General features: G+C 44.1%; 12 protein-coding genes. 8 read left to right on the forward strand and 4 right to left on the reverse strand.

The annotated features are described in order from the left end of the window. The first annotated feature begins 4 nt into the window (after positions 1 to 4). The 7 genes from KFF03_RS08100 to KFF03_RS08130 all read left to right on the forward strand — a co-directional run bounded on the left by KFF03_RS08100 (position 5) and on the right by KFF03_RS08130 (position 11,890). The gene (locus KFF03_RS08100) at positions 5 to 517 is read left to right on the forward strand and encodes a hypothetical protein (protein WP_255860561.1); all 513 of its coding nucleotides are present in this window, start codon (positions 5 to 7) and stop codon (positions 515 to 517) included. Next, the gene (locus tag KFF03_RS08105) at positions 514 to 1,101 is read left to right on the forward strand and encodes a 4Fe-4S single cluster domain-containing protein (protein WP_255860562.1); all 588 of its coding nucleotides are present in this window, start codon (positions 514 to 516) and stop codon (positions 1,099 to 1,101) included. The genes KFF03_RS08100 and KFF03_RS08105 overlap by 4 nt, the downstream gene beginning before the upstream one ends. Positions 1,102 to 1,319: 218 nt before the next feature. Continuing rightward, on the forward strand, positions 1,320 to 2,888 hold the full coding sequence (gene dptF / locus KFF03_RS08110) for a DNA phosphorothioation-dependent restriction protein DptF (RefSeq protein WP_255860563.1): 1,569 nt from the start codon (positions 1,320 to 1,322) through the stop codon (positions 2,886 to 2,888). Beyond that, positions 2,888 to 4,234 carry a DNA phosphorothioation-dependent restriction protein DptG gene (gene dptG, locus KFF03_RS08115; protein ID WP_255860564.1) on the forward strand — a complete coding sequence of 449 codons (1,347 nt, stop codon included), beginning with the start codon at positions 2,888 to 2,890 and terminating at the stop codon, positions 4,232 to 4,234. The genes dptF and dptG overlap by 1 nt, the downstream gene beginning before the upstream one ends. After that, entirely contained in the window at positions 4,215 to 9,350 is a 5,136-nt protein-coding gene (dptH, locus tag KFF03_RS08120; protein ID WP_255860565.1) for a DNA phosphorothioation-dependent restriction protein DptH, read from the forward strand. Before dptG ends, dptH begins: the two co-directional genes overlap by 20 nt. Next, entirely contained in the window at positions 9,335 to 10,093 is a 759-nt protein-coding gene (locus tag KFF03_RS08125) for a putative phage abortive infection protein (protein WP_255860566.1), read from the forward strand. Before dptH ends, KFF03_RS08125 begins: the two co-directional genes overlap by 16 nt. Beyond that, positions 10,094 to 11,890 (forward strand): DUF262 domain-containing protein, encoded by a 1,797-nt coding sequence (locus KFF03_RS08130; protein ID WP_255860567.1) that lies wholly within the window; start codon positions 10,094 to 10,096, stop codon positions 11,888 to 11,890. On the opposite strand, the gene dndE is transcribed toward KFF03_RS08130, so the two are convergent. The 4 genes from dndE to dndB all read right to left on the reverse strand — a co-directional run bounded on the left by dndE (position 11,885) and on the right by dndB (position 16,949). Next, the gene (gene dndE, locus KFF03_RS08135; RefSeq protein WP_255860568.1) at positions 11,885 to 12,220 is read right to left on the reverse strand and encodes a DNA sulfur modification protein DndE; all 336 of its coding nucleotides are present in this window, start codon (positions 12,218 to 12,220) and stop codon (positions 11,885 to 11,887) included. The genes KFF03_RS08130 and dndE overlap by 6 nt on opposite strands. A gap of 69 nt (positions 12,221 to 12,289) precedes the next feature. Further along, a complete protein-coding gene (dndD, locus tag KFF03_RS08140) occupies positions 12,290 to 14,281 on the reverse strand; it encodes a DNA sulfur modification protein DndD (protein ID WP_255860569.1) in 1,992 nt (663 codons plus the stop codon). Next, on the reverse strand, positions 14,281 to 15,864 hold the full coding sequence (dndC, locus tag KFF03_RS08145) for a DNA phosphorothioation system sulfurtransferase DndC (RefSeq protein ID WP_255860570.1): 1,584 nt from the start codon (positions 15,862 to 15,864) through the stop codon (positions 14,281 to 14,283). Before dndC ends, dndD begins: the two co-directional genes overlap by 1 nt. Continuing rightward, positions 15,861 to 16,949: a DNA sulfur modification protein DndB gene (dndB, locus tag KFF03_RS08150; RefSeq protein WP_255860571.1), complete on the reverse strand. Its 1,089-nt coding sequence runs from the start codon at positions 16,947 to 16,949 to the stop codon at positions 15,861 to 15,863. Before dndB ends, dndC begins: the two co-directional genes overlap by 4 nt. A gap of 215 nt (positions 16,950 to 17,164) precedes the next feature. On the opposite strand from dndB, the gene KFF03_RS08155 reads away from it, so the two are divergent. Continuing rightward, positions 17,165 to 18,172 (forward strand): hypothetical protein, encoded by a 1,008-nt coding sequence (locus KFF03_RS08155; protein WP_255860572.1) that lies wholly within the window; start codon positions 17,165 to 17,167, stop codon positions 18,170 to 18,172. Positions 18,173 to 18,247: the final 75 nt, after the last annotated feature.

The following is an 18,247-nucleotide window of genomic DNA, read 5'->3' on the forward strand; positions in this document are numbered from 1 at the left end:
CTGCATGAGTGCAGTAATTAAAACAGCAACGCCTTTTTTGATTGAGTCAGTATTGATACAGGCGTTAGAAGCATTGGGTGTAGAGCCTCAGAAAGTCAGCAGTGAAATGCAAATGTCTTTGGCTCAACGAAACCAAATTCAAACAGGTGATATTTTAACTAACCGTAGTGACTATAACGGCCGTCAATTATTTCGTCGTCAAGGTGAGCGCTGGATTCTCCTGCATGATGGTGACGAAATGAACGGGCGTGTTGTTAGCCAGCTGACGAATCGCAGATACACAGCCGTTAGTAAATTTCTGGTTGAGCTCGGAGACAAATATGAAACTGCGTATAAAGCGCATTTAGAAGATCTGGCAGAGAAGGAACGAATCCGACTGGAAGAGGAAAGAAAAGCGCGAGTCGAAGCGACCAGGCAGCAAGCAATCGAGAAGGCTAGAGCGCAGGGTTATTCCGTGAAAGAAAGCCGCAATGCAAAAGGCCAAATACAACTTGTACTAACCAGGACAGTGAGTTGACGTTTGGAAACTGCTTCAATGTGGCTAACATCAAGGAATCAAGTCAGATATATGGCCCAGGGAAGCGCTTTGTGATTTGGCTTCAGGGCTGCACTTTAGCCTGTAAAGGTTGCTGGAATGTAGATATGTGGTCTAGTCGTCCGGAGCACTTAATCGACCGGCAGGCGCTGTTAGAGCAAATCCTGAACTCCAACGATATCGAAGGCGTAACGTTTCTCGGAGGGGAACCTCTGCAGCAGACTGACAACCTGATCTGGTTGTTGCAGCAACTCAGGAGTAGCGGCCTGAGCTCCATGTTGTTTAGTGGCTATGAGATTGAAGAGATAAAGGCTGATCCTGTTAAGTCTATAAGTCTTGAGTACACAGATATCTTAGTTTCGGGTCGTTACAAGCAAGAGGTACGCAATATCAATTTACTCTGGCGCGGTTCTGAAAATCAGCAAGTTCTTTTTTTAAGTGAACGCTATCAAGATTACGAGATTCTGGAATGTAATCAGGTTGAAGTAATGATAGATGAGTTTGCTGCGACTACGGTATTGGGGTTTCCGGAAGGTGACAATGATCTATTTGTCAAAATATGGTAATGTTCGAAGTTTTATAGGGGCGAGTCGGATAATCAAATGGTAGGGCAAAAAATCCTTAGCATTCGACGCCTCAGAACCCAATTTAGTGTATATGTTTGGCATACAAAGCGCCGACGTGTTTGTAGTAGTGCAGTTCAGTGTCGGTAAGGGCCTGTTTGTCAGGGCTTGGTTACAAGTATTGGCGTTGATATTTTTATATTTTGTCACATGGATGATGCATGAACTTCCTTCAGTTATTAGAAACACTAGCCCGGTCATCGGCTGAGGCTGTTTCAACACTCAGCAAGTCGTCAGACGAAGTTGAAGACCTACGATCTTATCTATACGTAGAAACCGAAATAGAAAGCCGCTTCTTAGATGCTCTAAAAGCGACAGGTACTGCTCAATCAATTATTTTCATTTGCGGGTCTAGTGGTGACGGAAAATCTGAAATCCTCCGGCGTCATCATTCCGTGTACAAAGATGATTTCCTTTATCATCTTGATGCTACCCATAGTTTCAAGCCAGATCAAAGTGCGGTTGAAGCGCTAAACGAGCTGTTTGACCGACATCAGTCGAGTGATAAACCACTGATTGTTGGAATTAACATTGGGATGTTATTCAACTTCCAGAACAGCGGGGATGAACGCCATGAAGAAATTAAACAAGCGATTGGTCGTTTTATCAGTGGCGAGCGCTCATTTGATAACTATCAATTTCTGAGTTTTGAAGACTACCCTAAGTTCAGCCTGGATGAAGGCAAGGTTGGTTCTGATTTTGTTTCCGAACTTCTGGCCAAGGTCACTGCTGCCGATGAAAAGAATCCTCTGTATCGTGCCTACTTGAAAGACGCGGATAAATATCATCAGCTTGTCTATCAGAATTACCGTATTCTTCAGGAGCCTGAAGTTCAGGCATTAATTGTACAGACCCTGCTACACGCTCGATTGAAATATGATCAATTCTTGTCTGCACGAGCGCTATTGGACTTTATCTATAACCTGATTGCAGGTGATTCAGTATTGTTCGATAACCTCTTCCTGTCACCGGGGGATGGCTTATCAAATAGCTTGAGGAGTCTTGATCCTTGCTTACTGAGATCACAACGAATCGACGAGTTTGTTGTTCAACGCTCTCTCAGTGTCTTAGATTCAGAATTCGATGAGTTCAAAAGTGCATTCATGGAAAAATATGGAAACCATGAAATGCCCCCGAACTCTTGGGTTCGAGCTTTTTATGTGTTGATAGGCGTTGATGTTGGTAACAACTACCACAAAGCCTTCTCAGGCGATTTTCGCTGTAAGCTCTTCGAAGATTATATTCATGTTTGGCAGCTACATCAGACATTAAATGATAAAAAGCAGCTTCGTGAATTCTACGATAAGACTCTGATAGCGAGTCTGATTAAGTTTGCAAATCGTCTTCTTACCGGGCTTGGCAACGATGGTATTTACCTTGCTGAGCGAAATGGCGTGACCATAACTACCAAACTGCGGATAGCCATGGATACGAAGGCTCTGGAAAGCCCTGTTTCCAGCCAGATTCACAGCTTTAATGCTGCAATCAAGGTCGGAGATGAGTCGATTAAGACTTTTCCTGTGACTATTTCATTTCTTGAGTTGGCAGAACGCATAATGTCGGGTTACAGGCCAAACAGGCACGATAAAAACACCATCGTGATTCTTGAAGAGGTGATCGACGAAGTCGCACAGGTTGCGTCAAGGAACGGCTCGCTGACTTTTATCAAAGATACCTACGAATGGTCGCTTCTGTTAGAAGACGATGAATTCATTGTGGAGGCTTGCTGATGAGTATTAAGGAAAATCTACAAGCCGCAGCAGTGGTAGCGATAAAAGATCGAAATTTTGTGAACCATTTTCTGACGTTTCGCCAGCAGCGAGGTGAGAAGATTAGTGACCCTGATGTTATGGCAGTTGCCGGTGAGATACTCTCTATCGCCTGGCGGAAAGCATTAAAAAAAGGAGCTTCGCTCGAGAAGTACACAGAAGCTTGCATAAAGAGATTATCAAGCAAAGTTGCGGATGATGAGTTTGAAACTCTGTTACGGCATATGTACTTCAGCGATGATGCAAAAGGGCTTTTTCAGGTATCGCCAGAATTCATGCTGTTTAAGGCTGGGAACGCTTCCTCAGGTAATACTCGACATGTTGGAACTGTTCTGGGAAATATGCTTCTATCCAGGCCTGAGGTGAAGCCGGGAAAGCCTGAGAATCTGAACTTCTTGGAGGCTGAGTTATTGGCTGAGTTTCAGTCATTTTCTTCTGGTTTTTCGACAGCATGCGCTACCGAAGATTACTTACCTTTTATGGGGGATGTCTTTGCTAAAGATTTAGCTCTGTTGTGCTGTTATCCAAGTTATATGATGCAGAACCTGAAAGCTTTTGTAGGGTTGTACAATTTTCTGTACAGTGCTCAGTTGGCTATGAATCTACGCAGTTGGCGTACAGAGCCTGCCAGCAAACCGCTGTACTTCATAATGGATACCGAGCGTGCAAGTAACGAGCGCACTTATGTGCGTGAGGCTTTAAGTTCTTTACTTGATTACGTGGAAGATCTTTTCCCAGTATTGTCCGCGCTGGAATACTTCAACCAACCTGATAACAAGGAAGCCAAACGGTATCCGTTGTGGAAGCACTATCAGTACATCAAGGCGCTGTCTGGCGAGGAGTTAGATGAACTCAATTCCGGCCTCAAGATATTTCTCGAAAGTTACCGTAGTACACGAGGGCGTGGGTCATGGAAGGGTGATCTAAATACCAGTGAAGACATCTTTAAGGCTATTACGAAGACGGCTACCGAAATATTCAGCCAGCCACGTTCAAGTCAATTGACGGTTAACAGAAAGGTCGTAGCCTCATTTGAAACTGAGATCGCACGTCATTTTATTCAGAATCGAAAACGAGGTGGTCGTGTTCTTATTATGAATCAGGATTACCTGCTTCTACTGACGAATTTGGCCGTCGGTGCCAGGGATAAGCTTCAGTATCAACAATTGATTAAAGAATTTAAGCACCGGGGCGTCTGGTTTGATCAGCAATCACAACAAGCATTAATAGAATTTTACGAGCGAGTAGGAAATCTTGAACGGATGAGTGACAGCGGGGATGCGGTATATGTCCGAAAAACAATTTGAAGGTTTTCTCGTACGCCATTTGAAGGACTGGCTGACAAGCAGGCTTAAGCCTGGTGATCGCTTTCAGTTCCGATCAACCGATCCGGATAACACGGTACGATTACTGTCTGCCTTGCATGATTCAGCTGATGGAACTGTTGATGATGAAGGTACCAGTCTCAGCTATTTGGATGTAAATGATATTCAGTTGCTTATTGCCGGGCATGCGGAGGAAAAGTCAGTAGAACAGGGCTGTTATACCGATAACTATTTAGCAAAACTCAGAGACCGCGTTGTTGATGATAGACGTGCTCTGATAATGGTTCATAACAGTTCACTCGATACGATTACTAACAGTACGTTCGACCTTGCGCATACAGGTGCTATTTGGTCCGTCGCTAAGATTCGGGACCTTCTGGAAGGGTTGATCGATGAGAGTATGACGAATCGTGATACTTCCAAGTGTTTACTTGATCTGCAGACAAAGATTGTTGCGTCTGATGGTGCAAGCATTTTTGGCTATCGCAGCCTTTACGAGTCGATGATCGACGGAGATCTCAGATTTGATGAGTTAGGGCTGTTTAATGACCCGCATTTGACCGACTCATGGGGCGGTGCGACAACGTCCCCAAATCAACGCCAGATCGAACGCCGATTGGAAGAAAACCGGAAGCTCAGGTCTGATATTGAATTTGAAATAGAGCATCATCCAGCCGAAATTGAAGATCGTTTAACTCAGTTCGGTGGAAAGTTTGTAAAGGATAACTTTGTAAACAGTGATGAATGGAAAAATCGCACTTATGACGAATTCGTTTCTGAAATCCAAAAGCAGAAGAAACAGGCACTAGAGTTGGTCGATGTTGTGGCCGCAACTGGGAATCTTCAACGACGTAGTAAGAAAGAAACGGCAGCGGGGCAAAGAGAGCAAAATGTTCTCTTACAGGTTCCTGAAGATCAAAGTACATTCCAGATTGATCTTAAGTTTACTGGCGCTCGAACCGAAAAGAGTGAATTTGAGATTCAGCCAAAAAAAGCAGTGAAACTACTGGAATTGAGTCATAAACCTCGAGGGAATAACACGACGTTCACGATCTCAGGAGCGATGACTCAGGAGCCCTTGTTCTTTTCAGTAAGAACAAGGCGAGAATTATCCAGTGAGCAATTCAAGTTCCAATGTCTGGTGCTGCCCGAGGGGAGGTTCTGCTTTGACGATATTGTTAATAAATATCTGATCAAAGCGACGGGTCGTGGCCAAACACTTGTTATTCAGTCCGACGTTCAGTTACTGGTGACTAACCCTGAGCTTGAATCATCCGTCACGTTGAACGATAATGATGAAGTTATCGACGTAGATGAGGTCGGAACACTAGATTATCGGCAGATCTATGATGAATCAGATGAAGTCCGATTTATTCTGAAAAGCGGTGCCACTGAGTTGCCTGTTCATGTAGAAGGAGAGTCCGCTAAAGAGTCGCTGACCCTTCCACTTCTAATGGATACATCACGCGCCCGTCATATGTTTAATGACGACTACTATGGTGTATACAAAGAATCAAAAGGCACTGTTGTAGTAGAAAACCAAGAAGTCATGCAGTTATTTCTGCGCAAACAGCTGCTTGATGCTGAGTGGGAATTTATTGCATCAGAACTGGTGTGCTGGGATGCATCAAAAGAGAAAGGCTTACCTGCAGTTGGTTTGACAGCCTTTCCGGAACTGCAGAGCCTGCATCAAAGCTATCTCGCATTTCTCGCTCACTTCAAATCTGGAAATCGCCGCACTTTGCCCTCGCTCGAGGGGTGGGGGCCAGAGCTGGTTCAACGGGCTAAAACGTATGTGAGCGAATATCTCAGTTACCTCGAAACTGTCGAGCGTGGCAAGACGTTGTCCCCTGCTACTAAGTTAGTGATGAAACTCGGTACAGCTAATATTCGTGATGCTGAAGAGAATCGCGTTAAAAGCTACCTTACGCCGTTTCATCCGTTGATACTTGCTTACTATCTATACCTCATCGAGAACATATTGGCGGATGGTGATGACCTGAGCTTCCGTACGCTGCCAGAAGTGACTCTCAAGCGCTTGACCGCTCGAGGGCTGATTCCGCATCTGTTTGATGATAAACAGCAATATAGTTACACCCAGACCGTCGATGAAAACGCCTTTTGGTTAGAGATCGTTCCTCGTGAGGACAGTAGCTTTGATTACATCGGCAAATTGGTAAAGCGTAAGATTGAGGAGTTTACTGAAACCTTCTCACGTTTGTTCGATACTGTTTCATCGGCTCCTGTGCTGATAAATTCGGTCAATAACGCAGAAAACCGTGAACTCTTCCGTGGCCTGCTAGCGTATTACATTGAGCATCTGGAAGAAGGTCGTTATATCCATGTAAATCTATATGACGATGACGAAATTGAAACCGAGTTCGACCTGTTTGCCGAAATGGCGACCTACGATGATATTAAAGACAGATATGATCTCGACAAAGGTAAGGCTAAGCGTAATACCGACACGATTGTTGATGTTCTGCGCACCCGCCTGACCTTCAGTAAGTTCCTCAATCGTAAGATAGAACAGCAAGCTTATGCTCATCTGACATTCTTTAAGAACAATCAGGTAGTGGATGCTCGTGATAACAATATCGATGAGCACCTTTCTGGTGTAGCGTGTGGCGGCTTGTTGAATGGTGAATCATCGCGTAGCGAGAACGACGCCTACTTTACTGCCTTTGGTTTGAAGGGCGTTGATTATTCGGATAAGGCGCATCTAAAAATCGCCCGCTTGTTTGGAGCGATGTGGCGTCCTTCAAAATTGAACAACGACTCTTACCACGAGCACTCGGCTATTAGTCTTGCCGTCAGTGATTCGGTGAAGAAGCTACTGGATAAGTCTTACGACAGCTCTGTTTGGGTAACTATTGTTGACCCGAAAGTAACGCTGGATTTCTTTTCCAAATCAGATGACGTCATTCTGATCCACTACTCAGACCAGTACACCAGCTCAGCTGGCTATGATGCCATTACCGTTACGAAGCAGTCACAGCTGTACCGCAGTGTGTTGGGCGCATCGGGAGAAAGCCTGATTCGTGAGTTCAATGCCTTCAATGGCGAGTGGCTATTGCAGATGGTAAATGACCCACAGAAAGAAAAATTGGGCAAAGAAGGTGTAATCGCTTCATACAAAGCTGTTTCTGCCATGCTATCTAAATCTGATATCTGCTGGGTGCCGTTATCAGTCGCCGAGATGATTCGGGTTGCAGGTAATATTGGCCTGGCAATGAGTGACTCAGACTTCTCTCGGCATAACCTTGGTATCAAACAAGGTGCGATTTCAGATGATGTACTGTTTGCGGGCTTTAAAGACGGAAAACTTTACCTGTTGCCTGTAGAGTCCAAAGCGGGAGCTCGCCCTAATTTTGACAAGGCTCGTAATCAGGCCAGAGAACTTAAAGAGTATATGGAAAACTTGCTCGGCCAGGAGAATCTTGCGGGCAGGCTATATCGTGGGTTGTTTGTTCGTCAGGTTTTGATGCAGGTCGAGAAATACCAGCTCTATAAAGTATTCAGCGATGATTACTTTGAAGCGCTATTGTCAGCGCGGGAGGAGTGGTTGGAAGGTAATTACGGACTCGCACATCTGAAAAACTACCCAGCAGGCATGGTTGTAGCTCACCTGAATACAGAGTCATGTATTGCCGAGCGCTACGAAGAAGTCGAGGATATTCTTGAAATAGATATCCCGATGACCAAGCTTGCTGGTCTGGTTCATCAGCCGTATGAAGCGTTGAAAAATGAACTTCAGGTAGGTCGTCTGCTAGCAGTGCCAGATCAGTATATCCTTGGAGAAGCGTTCGCGAGTGAGTGCGGAAGTCAGTTACATGCAGGGGATGATGATGCTCAGTCATCTGAAGTGGACTTGAGTACTCCTTGTCCGGAATCAGTCATCGAATGCTCCGAAGCCGCAGAGTCAGAATTGAAACGCGATGCTTCAGAATCGTTCGCGTCACCAGCACCAACCGGACCGTTGGTTATTAAGTTTGGAACTGATGTTTCTAACAATCAGGACGTACTTTGGGAACCTACAAATACCGAAAAACTATTCAATACCAATACCGGTATTATTGGCACGATGGGCACGGGGAAAACCCAGTTTACTAAATCTGTCATTACCCAGCTGGTGCGCAATCAGCATAATAATGTTGGCGGGACACCAATTGGTATCCTCATCTTTGACTACAAAGCAGACTACGTAAAGGATGACTTTGTTGAGGCGACAGGAGCAAAAGTTTACGACCTGTTCCATCTGCCGTTCAATCCATTGGCTATCTTCGGTGACAGGCCAATGCAACCGATGCACACGGCCAACCTGTTTAAAACAACGGCGGCCAAAGCATTTAATCTAGGTACAAAGCAACAAAACAAGATTCGGACGCTTGTGATGGCCGCTTATGAGGCTGCAGGTATTTATCCGCAGGATAAGAGCACCTGGGGCCGTTTGCCACCGACCCTCGCTGACGTTTGGGCAGAATTTCAGGCTCAGGATAAGATTGAACAGGACTCGCTTTATGCAGCACTGGATGACCTGATCAGCTTCGAAATATTCGAGCCTGATAGTAGTAAGACCAAATCTCTCTATGACCTCGTCGATGGTGTCACTGTTATTAACCTATCTGGATATGATCCAAGCATTCAGAATCTGGTGGTAGCCCTGATGCTTGATCTGTTCTATACCCAGATGCACCAACAGGGTAGCTCTAAGTTGGATGGTGATTTCCGCCAGATATCTAAGATGATCCTTGTTGATGAAGCCGATAATTTTATGTCTCAAGACTTTGAGAGTTTAAAGAAAATTCTCAAAGAAGGGCGTGAATTTGGCGTCGGTACTATCTTGTCGACACAAGAATTAACGCACTTCAAAACGGGTGATAACGATTATTCGACTTTGATTCTTTCGTGGGTAATTCATCAAGTGGCGAACATCAAGCCACAGGAGATCAAAGCGATCTTCAATACCCAGAAGAAGGATGACGAGGAGTACTTTATGGGGCAGATTCGCAAGTTGGAAAAGCATCATAGTTTATGTGTGGATGGTAAAAAGAAAGTGGCTAAGATTAAAGATTTAGCGTTTTGGGAGTTGAAATGACAATCACGAGGATTGGTTTAGGTCTATTTACTATTGCCGCATTGGCACTTGCACTTGTGTTGGGTATCTACTTTTTTAAGTTTGGTGGCTACCTTAGTAGTGACCAGGGAGTTTGGGGAACTTTCGGTGATTTTGTTGGTGGTACTTTAAACCCTCTTCTAGCGTTTGCATCTTTGTGTGCAATTCTATTGACAATGAAGATGCAGTCGGATGAGTTGAAGACATCTACCAACGCATTACGTCAACAAGGTGAGTACCTTGAACTTCAGGCAATTGAGAATACATTTTTTTCTATGTTAGAAGTATATAATAAAAAAGTAAATTCATTAGAGTTGAATGAAGATGTCGGTAGGAAGGTGTTTGGCTCTGCTTATGATATGTTAAATCGAGCATATGATGGTGACCGTATTAAATTCGAAGGTGGCGATGAATTAAAGATAGTTCAGCATGCATACAAAAGGTTCTATTCAAAAAATAAGCCTGTGATTCAGCCTGTAATGACACTTTTGAATCAAATTATTGAGTATATAGAAAAATCTGAGTCACCTGTTTCTGTAGTTTCATACAGTGATATATTGAAATCGGTTATGAATGAAAATGAAGTTCTTCTTTTATTTTATCATTCGATATCGTTTGATGGACTTGATTCTTTACGAAGGTTGAATGGGGTGGGGATGTTTAGTGATATAAATAAAAGCAAGCTTTTCAATCCCAATTCTCATAAAAAGTTTCTGGAGTTATAAATGTTCTACCCGGCTAAACAATTAACCACTATTCCATTGTCTGTTTCTCAATTCTTTGAGAAATCCTTTTTTTCAGTTCCTGCTAATCAAAGACTATATAGATGGGGGGAGAATCAATGGAAGAAGTTGTGGGATGATTTACTTACAACTCTGGAGGAGGATTTTGAGGAGACGGGTAGTGAGTTGATATCCTCTCAAAAAGCTGTAGGGCATTTTTTAGGTGCAGTTGTTTTGATTGGCAAAGACTCATGTCACCCGGGGGATCGTTGGGCCATTATTGATGGGCAACAGCGCTTAACGACTCTTACAATTCTAGCATCATGCCTAAGTCAATTTTTAGATGTCATAAGTGAAACACGAACTAGAAAAAGGCTGGATGTAGTTCTGTCAGAAATATTTTTGTCGAGTAGTGCTAATTATGAGCCTAGAGTCAAGTTGAATAGGGATGATGAGTTTTACTATAAGAGTATCAATGAAAACTTAGAGTGGGAAGGTAAGTTGAAGTATTGGGAATCTGAATTTAATGGTAATAGTGAGGTTCAGAGTAACGTTAAAGACTGCTTTTTCTATTTTTACAATCAAATTAAGTCTTTTGTCGATGGGGAAGAAGATAAATCAACATATGTCTCAAGCTTAATTGATGCGTTGTCTCAAAATATGTATCTTCTGCAGGTTAAAGCTGAAAATACGGAGTTGGCATATCGTTTGTTTGAGACTTTAAACGAACGGGGGTTGGGATTGACCCAGGCTGATTTGATAAGGAACAAACTTATTGAATATGCTGCAGAGGATGGTCCTCAAAAAGAGGAAAAGGTTGTTATGAAGTGGGGTGAGTTACTCGATAGCTATGAAGATCAATCTCAAGCGATGTTGGAACTACCTCAGTTGATACAATTTTCATATTCGTCAAGATATGAGATGGTTAAGAAAGATAAAATATTCGAGAAGGTCTCTCGAGGCTTGGATGAGGGAAGGTTTAATTCTATAGAGTTAATAAGCCAATTTTCCAAGGATGCTTTCCTTTGGAGCTCTTTTCTGCAAGGAAATCTATCTCGCTGGACATCAAAAATGTCTTTCTCACAATCTGCTATTTTAGGCCCCGTTTGGAAAGAGCACTGTACTCCATTTTTAATATCGGTAATGGACAAGTATGAAGAGGATACCGCTCTTGTAGAGAGGTCATTTATGCTTCTTGAAAACTACCTATTTAGAGAGGGAGTTGTGAATAAAAAAACTGTGTCTGCATTGCAAGGAGATCTAACTAAACTTTCAAAACTTGTACGGGCAGATGTTGATTTTTCCGATGTCGAAGAGTTTTTCAAGAAGCAATCTCCCGATAATGTATTTGTAGAGAACTTCAAAACATATTCGCCTAGAAATACAAAGCAAGCTTTTTATGTGATTTATAAAATAGAGCAATACAACCTTGAGGATGTTGGATTTTCTCCTGATCCTCAGAGTATTGCTCAGCATCTTGAGCATATAATGCCCAAGAAGCCGGGTGCAGATTGGGATGGAATTGATCAGTATGAAGAGTTTAGTAGTTACTTAAATAGACTGGGTAATCTCATGATTCTTGAAGGTGATATAAATAGATCTGTTAAGAATAAAGCACTATCTGATAAAATTACATCGAACGGTACAAAAGGGTACGCAGATAGCGGCCTAACACTTCCTAAAGAATTGATTTCTAAGCGTAATGATTGGTATCACAGTGGAATCTGGGGTTTTGAATCCATTAATGAGAGGCAGAAATATTTAGCTGAGAAGTATGCTTTGTCAGTTTGGGCTCTATAGAGCCCTTGTAATAGAAGATATTGACTCAACTGTTACGGACCCATCATCCACATGACTTGCCCATGCCTTGTAATACTCTTGTGCTTCAAGGTTTGGGTACTTTTGTTTTAACAGCATCTCTACCAAATCACCGTGGTCCCCAAGCCAACTATACTTATCCAACTCACGCTGAGTGAGTTGGATATCTTCGCCATTCCAGCTGAAACCACGTTCAATGGAAGCAAAAAACGCCAAGCGAGCGCCTATGTTTACAGTCAGGCCTGTATTGTTCTGCAGGCGACGCAGTGAAGTGAAGGCTTTTTCTGAGATTTTCATTTTCTGTGGCAGCATGGTGTTTCTCGTTGTTTCTACTTTCTCAGTTCTTAAGTGACTCTGGAGCTATTTCAACTAATCGCTAGCTTAGTGGCGCCAGAAGTAGCCTTCATGGTATTCGGAGCTACCTTCATCGGGATCGTAGGCAACCTCAAACGCGTGCGATATCTCAGGAGACAGCTCTTTGTAGAACTCTTCATCGACTTCGGTATCTGTCGACAAAATCAGTACCTGATGGCTTGCCGTTGGGAAGTAATTTTTCACTAGATTTTCGCGGTGGCGTGAATCCAGTCGACCAAGTGGCGTATCGATAATGATCGGCAGATTGCGACCAGATGTTCTACCTAGTGCCTCAAGCATGGCAATCGCATAGATCTGCTTTTCACCTGCTGATAGCTTCTTTTTGTCGATGATGTTGCCTTTGCCGTCAACTAACGACACATTAAATGTATCTGGATCAATTTTGGCAGTAATCATAAGGTCATCTTTGCGTGCAAGCTTGACGAATGACTTGATGAACTCCTGCTCGAGTTGCTGAATACGCTGCTCCCGCGTTTTCGTTGCAAAGCTTTCAAGCAAGCCGCGACTGCGGTCAGCCAGTGTAACAGCTTGATTCAGATTGCTTGTACTGGTGAATTCTTTTTCTTTGTCACGCAGCTTGCGTAATTTATCCATCGCTTCGCGCAATGTGTTACGTGCGACCTCGGTCTCTTGCTTTATCTGTACTTGCCGCTGGCCCAGGGTGTTTCCAATATCAGTCAGCTCATTGACAAAGTTCGCGATCCGACGTTCATCGGGGGCGCGTGAAATATTTAGACCTATGCTTTCGAGTTCTTCTTCGACGATTTCAAGCTCAGACGACAAATCCTTAACTTTTGCCTGTTGCATGGGTACAACATCATTTATCAAGTGTTGAAGTCGGTTGAACTCGGTGTCTGAAATGTCATGGACAATAGCGGCTTCATTGCTTGGCGCTGTAGGCATGCTTGCTTCGATAGAGGCATCGATTGTTTCCTTGTTTGCTTTTCCAAGAGCGTCAATTAGCGACTGTTTTACTTTATTTAACTGTTTGCGAAGATCAACTTGTAGAACCAGCTGACGCTTTGTTTGTTGTTCTTTCGTCAGTTGGTCGAGCAGCATGTTCAGTTGTGTTTTCGCCAGTGCTAGGGGAGCGGCATCCGCAATTAACGTACGAATTTGACTTTGCAACTCATTGCGACGTGCTCGTAACTCGCTTTCTTTTTGTTCGGACTCTTGTCGATTGCTAGCCCAGGCACCGCCAAGTTCGTTAACATTCTCTGCCAGGCGCTCTTTCTTTGCTTCAAGTTCGGTTGCTTCGATTTTGAGAATGTCTATATCAGAAAGCTTCTCTTGATAAGCTGCGTAGAGAGCTTGGTACTCTGCTTCAAGAGTCTCAATTTCTTTTTTAATATCAGATGGCAGTTGATTACGCTTTTGGTCTCGTAGATAGACGCCTAGGTCAGCTTTTAAGCGATCAATAATATCCAAGCCTAAAAGCCGATTAATTGCGTCAGCCAGTGTCACGTTATTATTGTCGTCAGCTAGCTCTGCAATTTTCTCCCCATCAAAAAAGAAGAGATCTGCAACGCCGATAGGGATCAGCTCATTGAGAAAAGCTTGTTTTTGTTGATCTGTCAGATTTTGTAGGTATTCGCCGTTCTGATAGATTTCGACATTTTCCGATACGCTGTTGCCCCGGATGCTCCATATGCGTTTTACGGTGTAATCAATGGTTTCGCCTTGTCGCCCAAAGGTGAAATCGATTTTTACCCCTGCCATATTCGGTGACATTATTTCGCCTTTAGGCTTATGAACCGAATCGATCAGAAATTGATGGTAGGTCTGTATGGAAACTGCACGACCAAGGCTTTGTTTACCATAGAGGGCAAGGCGAACGGCTGTAAGGGTAGTGGTTTTACCTGCACCATTCAGTCCGCCAAACAGAATAATCGGTCGTTTCTTGTTGTACCTGGTGCGAGGTTCAAGGTCGACCTGGTTGTTTTCGAAGCTGCCTTGGAATACACCGAAGTCTTGTAGATAGAGGCTTTTAAGTATCATTATTTCAGCGCCTCATACTCTTTGGTCAGAGCTTTCAGTTGTTCGTCGTAGATTGATTTCAGGTGAAGGTCTTCACTTTCGCCTTTAAGCTCTTGCCTCAGCTTTGCTTTCAGGTTTGAAGAGTGTGTTGCTTCCGCTTTAGCCGCTTGAATATCTTCTAGGGTACCCCAGTCGTTCTTGAGCAGACTTTCAATTTTACCGAATAGGCCTTTGCGGCGGCTCAGGCCATCCATTGAGAGTTCCAATTCAAGTAATTTCATCACAAGTTCAGTAGGTACTGAATGTTCCTGTGAAAGCTGTGCAATTAGGTCGGCATCCGCTTGAGAGAAAGCGCCAGCGTCGTGCTCAACCCAATCAAGATCTACTTTGTATACATCACGATAGATCTTAGGAAGTTCGTCAGACCAGTCTGGTTCGTTCGGGTCGAACATCCATTCTTTGCGTATTGCATGGAGTTCTTCTGGGCGAATAAGTTGGATATTACGGCCTTCTTCTACCAGCTTTTTTTCGATTGTCAGAAGTTCTTTTAGCCACTTCTTCCTATATTCGAGCAGGTAGGGGCCAGGAATTGTTTTAATTTCTGTAATGTTATCGTTATCTACCGCGCCACGTGCATAGGAGACACGACCTGTTCGGCGCTTGAAATTACGAACCTCATTCTTATTCTCAGGCAGTGTCGTTTTATAGAGCTTGTTGCGGAAGCTTTTCAATTTCTTAAGCCAGACTTCACCAGAGTCAATTAAGCCTTCAATCGCTCGGTCTTTAGTAACCACGGTGCAGGTCCAGCAGCCAAAGCGTGAGTTACCACACGATGGAGTGTTGGTGTCGATGACTAATGGACATTCACCGGCGCTTGAATCTTTGTATAGCTCGAACAGTTCGAAATGATCACCGCCCCATGGTGCTGGTGCTCCAAGTAAATACATCCAGACTTCATCGAAGGTCCAGTCTTCGATTGGCATATAGGTAAATGCGCCCGGTAGGGATGAGTGGCGTGAGAGTGAAGAGCCTTCAATTTTATGCTTTGCAATAACCTGAGCACGTGATGCGCTCTCTTGGCTACGCGCTCCAAGTACAACAATCACTTCACCGAAACGAGCAATTTTATCTTTGATAAACTCACTTACAGGGTCGATCTTCATTCGCTCAGTACACCAGCGAAAGTTCTGCGTTGGTGCTGGGTACCCTTTTCCTAATAAGTTGACCCAGAAGGTTTCCCCCCAGGCTGGGTAAACCACATGAGCTGACATAGGTAGGCTCAGCTTTTGTGCACTCTGATTAATTGCCTCAATCGCGTGATTAACCATATCGACGACCATGGGCGTTTCTACTAGGGTGTCTGATGAGATGACGTAGATATGCTTGTGGCGTTGCTTTTCAGGGAGGCGGGTCAGGGCAACATAAATCAGTGAGAGGACAGTCGTACTGTCCTTGCCGCCACTGAATCCAATAACCCATGGTTTATCGTTCTCAAGGTACAGGTTTTGAATTTCCTGTATCAGGTCAAGTGCAGGGCGTCCGGCAAAATCGTACGCCTCAAGCATTTCATCCATACTTGAGAACAGTGTTTCTTTTTGACTCATGAGTTTAGTTGGTCTTCTATTCGTTGTTCTTCTGCACCAAGAGTTACTCCTAGTGCTTTCCGTATGACATTGGCAGTCAATACAGTGTTATTTCGTGTCTTGCTTAGTTTTCCATGATTGTCCATAGCGCGGCCACGCCATAGCTTCATGTTGGAGCGGCTCCAGTCAACCTCTCTTAGGCCAGAGAGCTTGCTTTTCCAAGTATGGGGATACTGGCGAATAAGATCTGAACCTGCGGCTCCTAAAGAAGCTAACCCTATGCCGTGAGCATGGACACATTGCGCGCGTAATTCGGATGTCGAAATCGTGCGTTCCATGGCTGCTTGCCAATCGCGCATGTTACTACAAACTGCGTCCCAATACTCTGCAGCGACCTCCATTTCTTCTTTGGATATTTTGTCTTTTGCTGCCTTACCCAGCAATGTGCGAGACGCTTGTTTAATGCTGCTAAGTGTAAAAAGTTTGCTGCTGCGTTTTGATAGGCTATTGCTTTCAAGGTCAGTGAGTGTAGTGAAGCAAGGTACTGAGTCATATACATATCTAGCGAGAGCAGAGCCGCCATCTCGTTGGTCATATAGGGTGCTGAGAGAATCTGATGGGCGAACGGCATGCTTATTTAGGTCGGCGAACATTTGCTGACTTCTTGATAGTCCGTCGTCGACAAAAAAGAGTACTGGGATGTTATCGTGGCCAAGCTCGTGTGCTTCTTTTACGGCCTGCTCTATGGCAGCGCGTCGGTGCTGGCCATCATTCACAAGAATCTGTGTCTCCATTGCTATCGACAGCATCCCAAGGTTGATAGCGGGACCTGTATCTGCCAATGGTTCAAACGTAACATGGCCATCAATAGATGCTGTAATGGCTGATAGAGTGTAAGAACTAGGATTTTCAATAAGGTATTGAGCTATGTCTGGTACACGACTCTCATTTAGTCTGCGCTGTGCTCGAAGTTCAGGTGGAACGACATCTTCATCAAAGACAAAAAGCTTTGGAATCAAGCGCATTGGGCACATTGCTATATAGCATGGCCGACCGGCTTGCATGCCTCTGACTGCCGGAAACTTATGGCTATATTCGTGCTGCATTGAGACTTCCATGTTAGTGTACGGTTGTATGTGGTTAGTTTAGAACGCGCGCAATTCTGCACGTAAAAAATTACGAACACAATGGTGCAATGCGATTTTAACAATCATTGAGGTCTACAGTTCTTACTTTTTAGGATTGGTTGGATGCATTTACATGTACTTGAAGCGCAGTGTTGTTGTGCTTATCGTTAAATGGTTTAAAAGAAGGGTCTTGCATGAAATATGGCGCTGTCATTGGCTTGTTGCTACTCAATGCAGATTTGGGGTGGGCGCAGACTCAGGATGAGCTAATCGAGCAAAGCTCAACATCAAGCGCCTATGCGAATGTTGATGCTCAATACCTTTACTCCAGTTGGCAGCCCAGCAAAATTGTCAACGCGACGACCGAAACTACGGGCAGAAACCTGATTAAATTCAGCCTGGACCCATCACCCAGCATCCCATATGTCAAACGCCTGGAGTATTGGTGGACTCCAGGAGATTCTGCGGACCAAAAAGAGATAATCGAGCGCGAAGCAGAAGGGGAGTCAGCTTTTGAACGTTACATTGGCACCCTGCAATACGTATTTCTGGGCGACAATAGCGTCTATTACAACTTTGAAAGCACTGCGTTTATCGGAAACGCTGAAATCAATCAGCTGGCTGAATACATCGATGAAGATAACCAAGTCAGTGTGTTACGCCCGGGTGATGAGATCAGCTTTCTAACGGTGATTCGTGAACATGAGGTCGGTATTGATCTGTCGGGTCTGGATGTTCAGCTGTCCCAGCTGTTTGATAGCTGGGGAATGTTCTACCAGTACAGCGATTATCAGCGCCCTTATAGCCTGACCTTTGATCGCCGATTTGCCGATGATCGAATCTTTGAATCCACCATTATTTCCCATGGCCTGGGCATTCGGTTTGATGGGGTGGCGGCTTTGTCTCCCGGTCTGTTCTTCAGTTATGGCTTTGATGCTGTATCTGGGCGGGGGAACATTGAGTTCAGCAATGCTGATCTTGAAGATTTTATCGATGATGACAAAAAACTGTACTCTGACAAATACAGTTATCATTTCGGCCTGTTGTGGCAAATATTTGATCGACTAGACCTTGATATAGGTTTCCGCCATGAAGTGCTGGAGATCGACTCAAGGTTAGAAAATGATGATGTGGAAAATGGCATCAATCACCTTGAAGAGAATATGCGCTTTATCAACTTCGGGTTGGCTTTTCGGTTGTGATAAACACAGTGCCCTTATGATTATTGACAGCAATTCATTGAGCTTTATACCGTTATCTACAATTTCTATTTCTAA

Origin of the sequence: Bacterioplanoides sp. SCSIO 12839 (assembly GCF_024397975.1) — a bacterium.
In the GTDB taxonomy this organism is placed as follows: domain Bacteria; phylum Pseudomonadota; class Gammaproteobacteria; order Pseudomonadales; family Oceanobacteraceae; genus Bacterioplanoides.

What these genes read in the sequence shown, in the direction of transcription:
- KFF03_RS08100 (WP_255860561.1), top strand. Translation starts at nt 5, where the DNA reads ATGAGTGCAGTAATTAAAACAGCAACGCCTTTTTTGATTGAGTCAGTA.
- dptG (WP_255860564.1), top strand. Translation starts at nt 2,888, where the DNA reads ATGAGTATTAAGGAAAATCTACAAGCCGCAGCAGTGGTAGCGATAAAA.
- dndE (WP_255860568.1), bottom strand. Translation starts at nt 12,220, where the DNA reads ATGCTGCCACAGAAAATGAAAATCTCAGAAAAAGCCTTCACTTCACTG.
- KFF03_RS08130 (WP_255860567.1), top strand. Translation starts at nt 10,094, where the DNA reads ATGTTCTACCCGGCTAAACAATTAACCACTATTCCATTGTCTGTTTCT.
- dndB (WP_255860571.1), bottom strand. Translation starts at nt 16,949, where the DNA reads ATGCAGCACGAATATAGCCATAAGTTTCCGGCAGTCAGAGGCATGCAA.
- dndD (WP_255860569.1), bottom strand. Translation starts at nt 14,281, where the DNA reads ATGATACTTAAAAGCCTCTATCTACAAGACTTCGGTGTATTCCAAGGC.
- KFF03_RS08155 (WP_255860572.1), top strand. Translation starts at nt 17,165, where the DNA reads ATGAAATATGGCGCTGTCATTGGCTTGTTGCTACTCAATGCAGATTTG.
- dndC (WP_255860570.1), bottom strand. Translation starts at nt 15,864, where the DNA reads ATGAGTCAAAAAGAAACACTGTTCTCAAGTATGGATGAAATGCTTGAG.
- dptH (WP_255860565.1), top strand. Translation starts at nt 4,215, where the DNA reads ATGTCCGAAAAACAATTTGAAGGTTTTCTCGTACGCCATTTGAAGGAC.
- dptF (WP_255860563.1), top strand. Translation starts at nt 1,320, where the DNA reads ATGAACTTCCTTCAGTTATTAGAAACACTAGCCCGGTCATCGGCTGAG.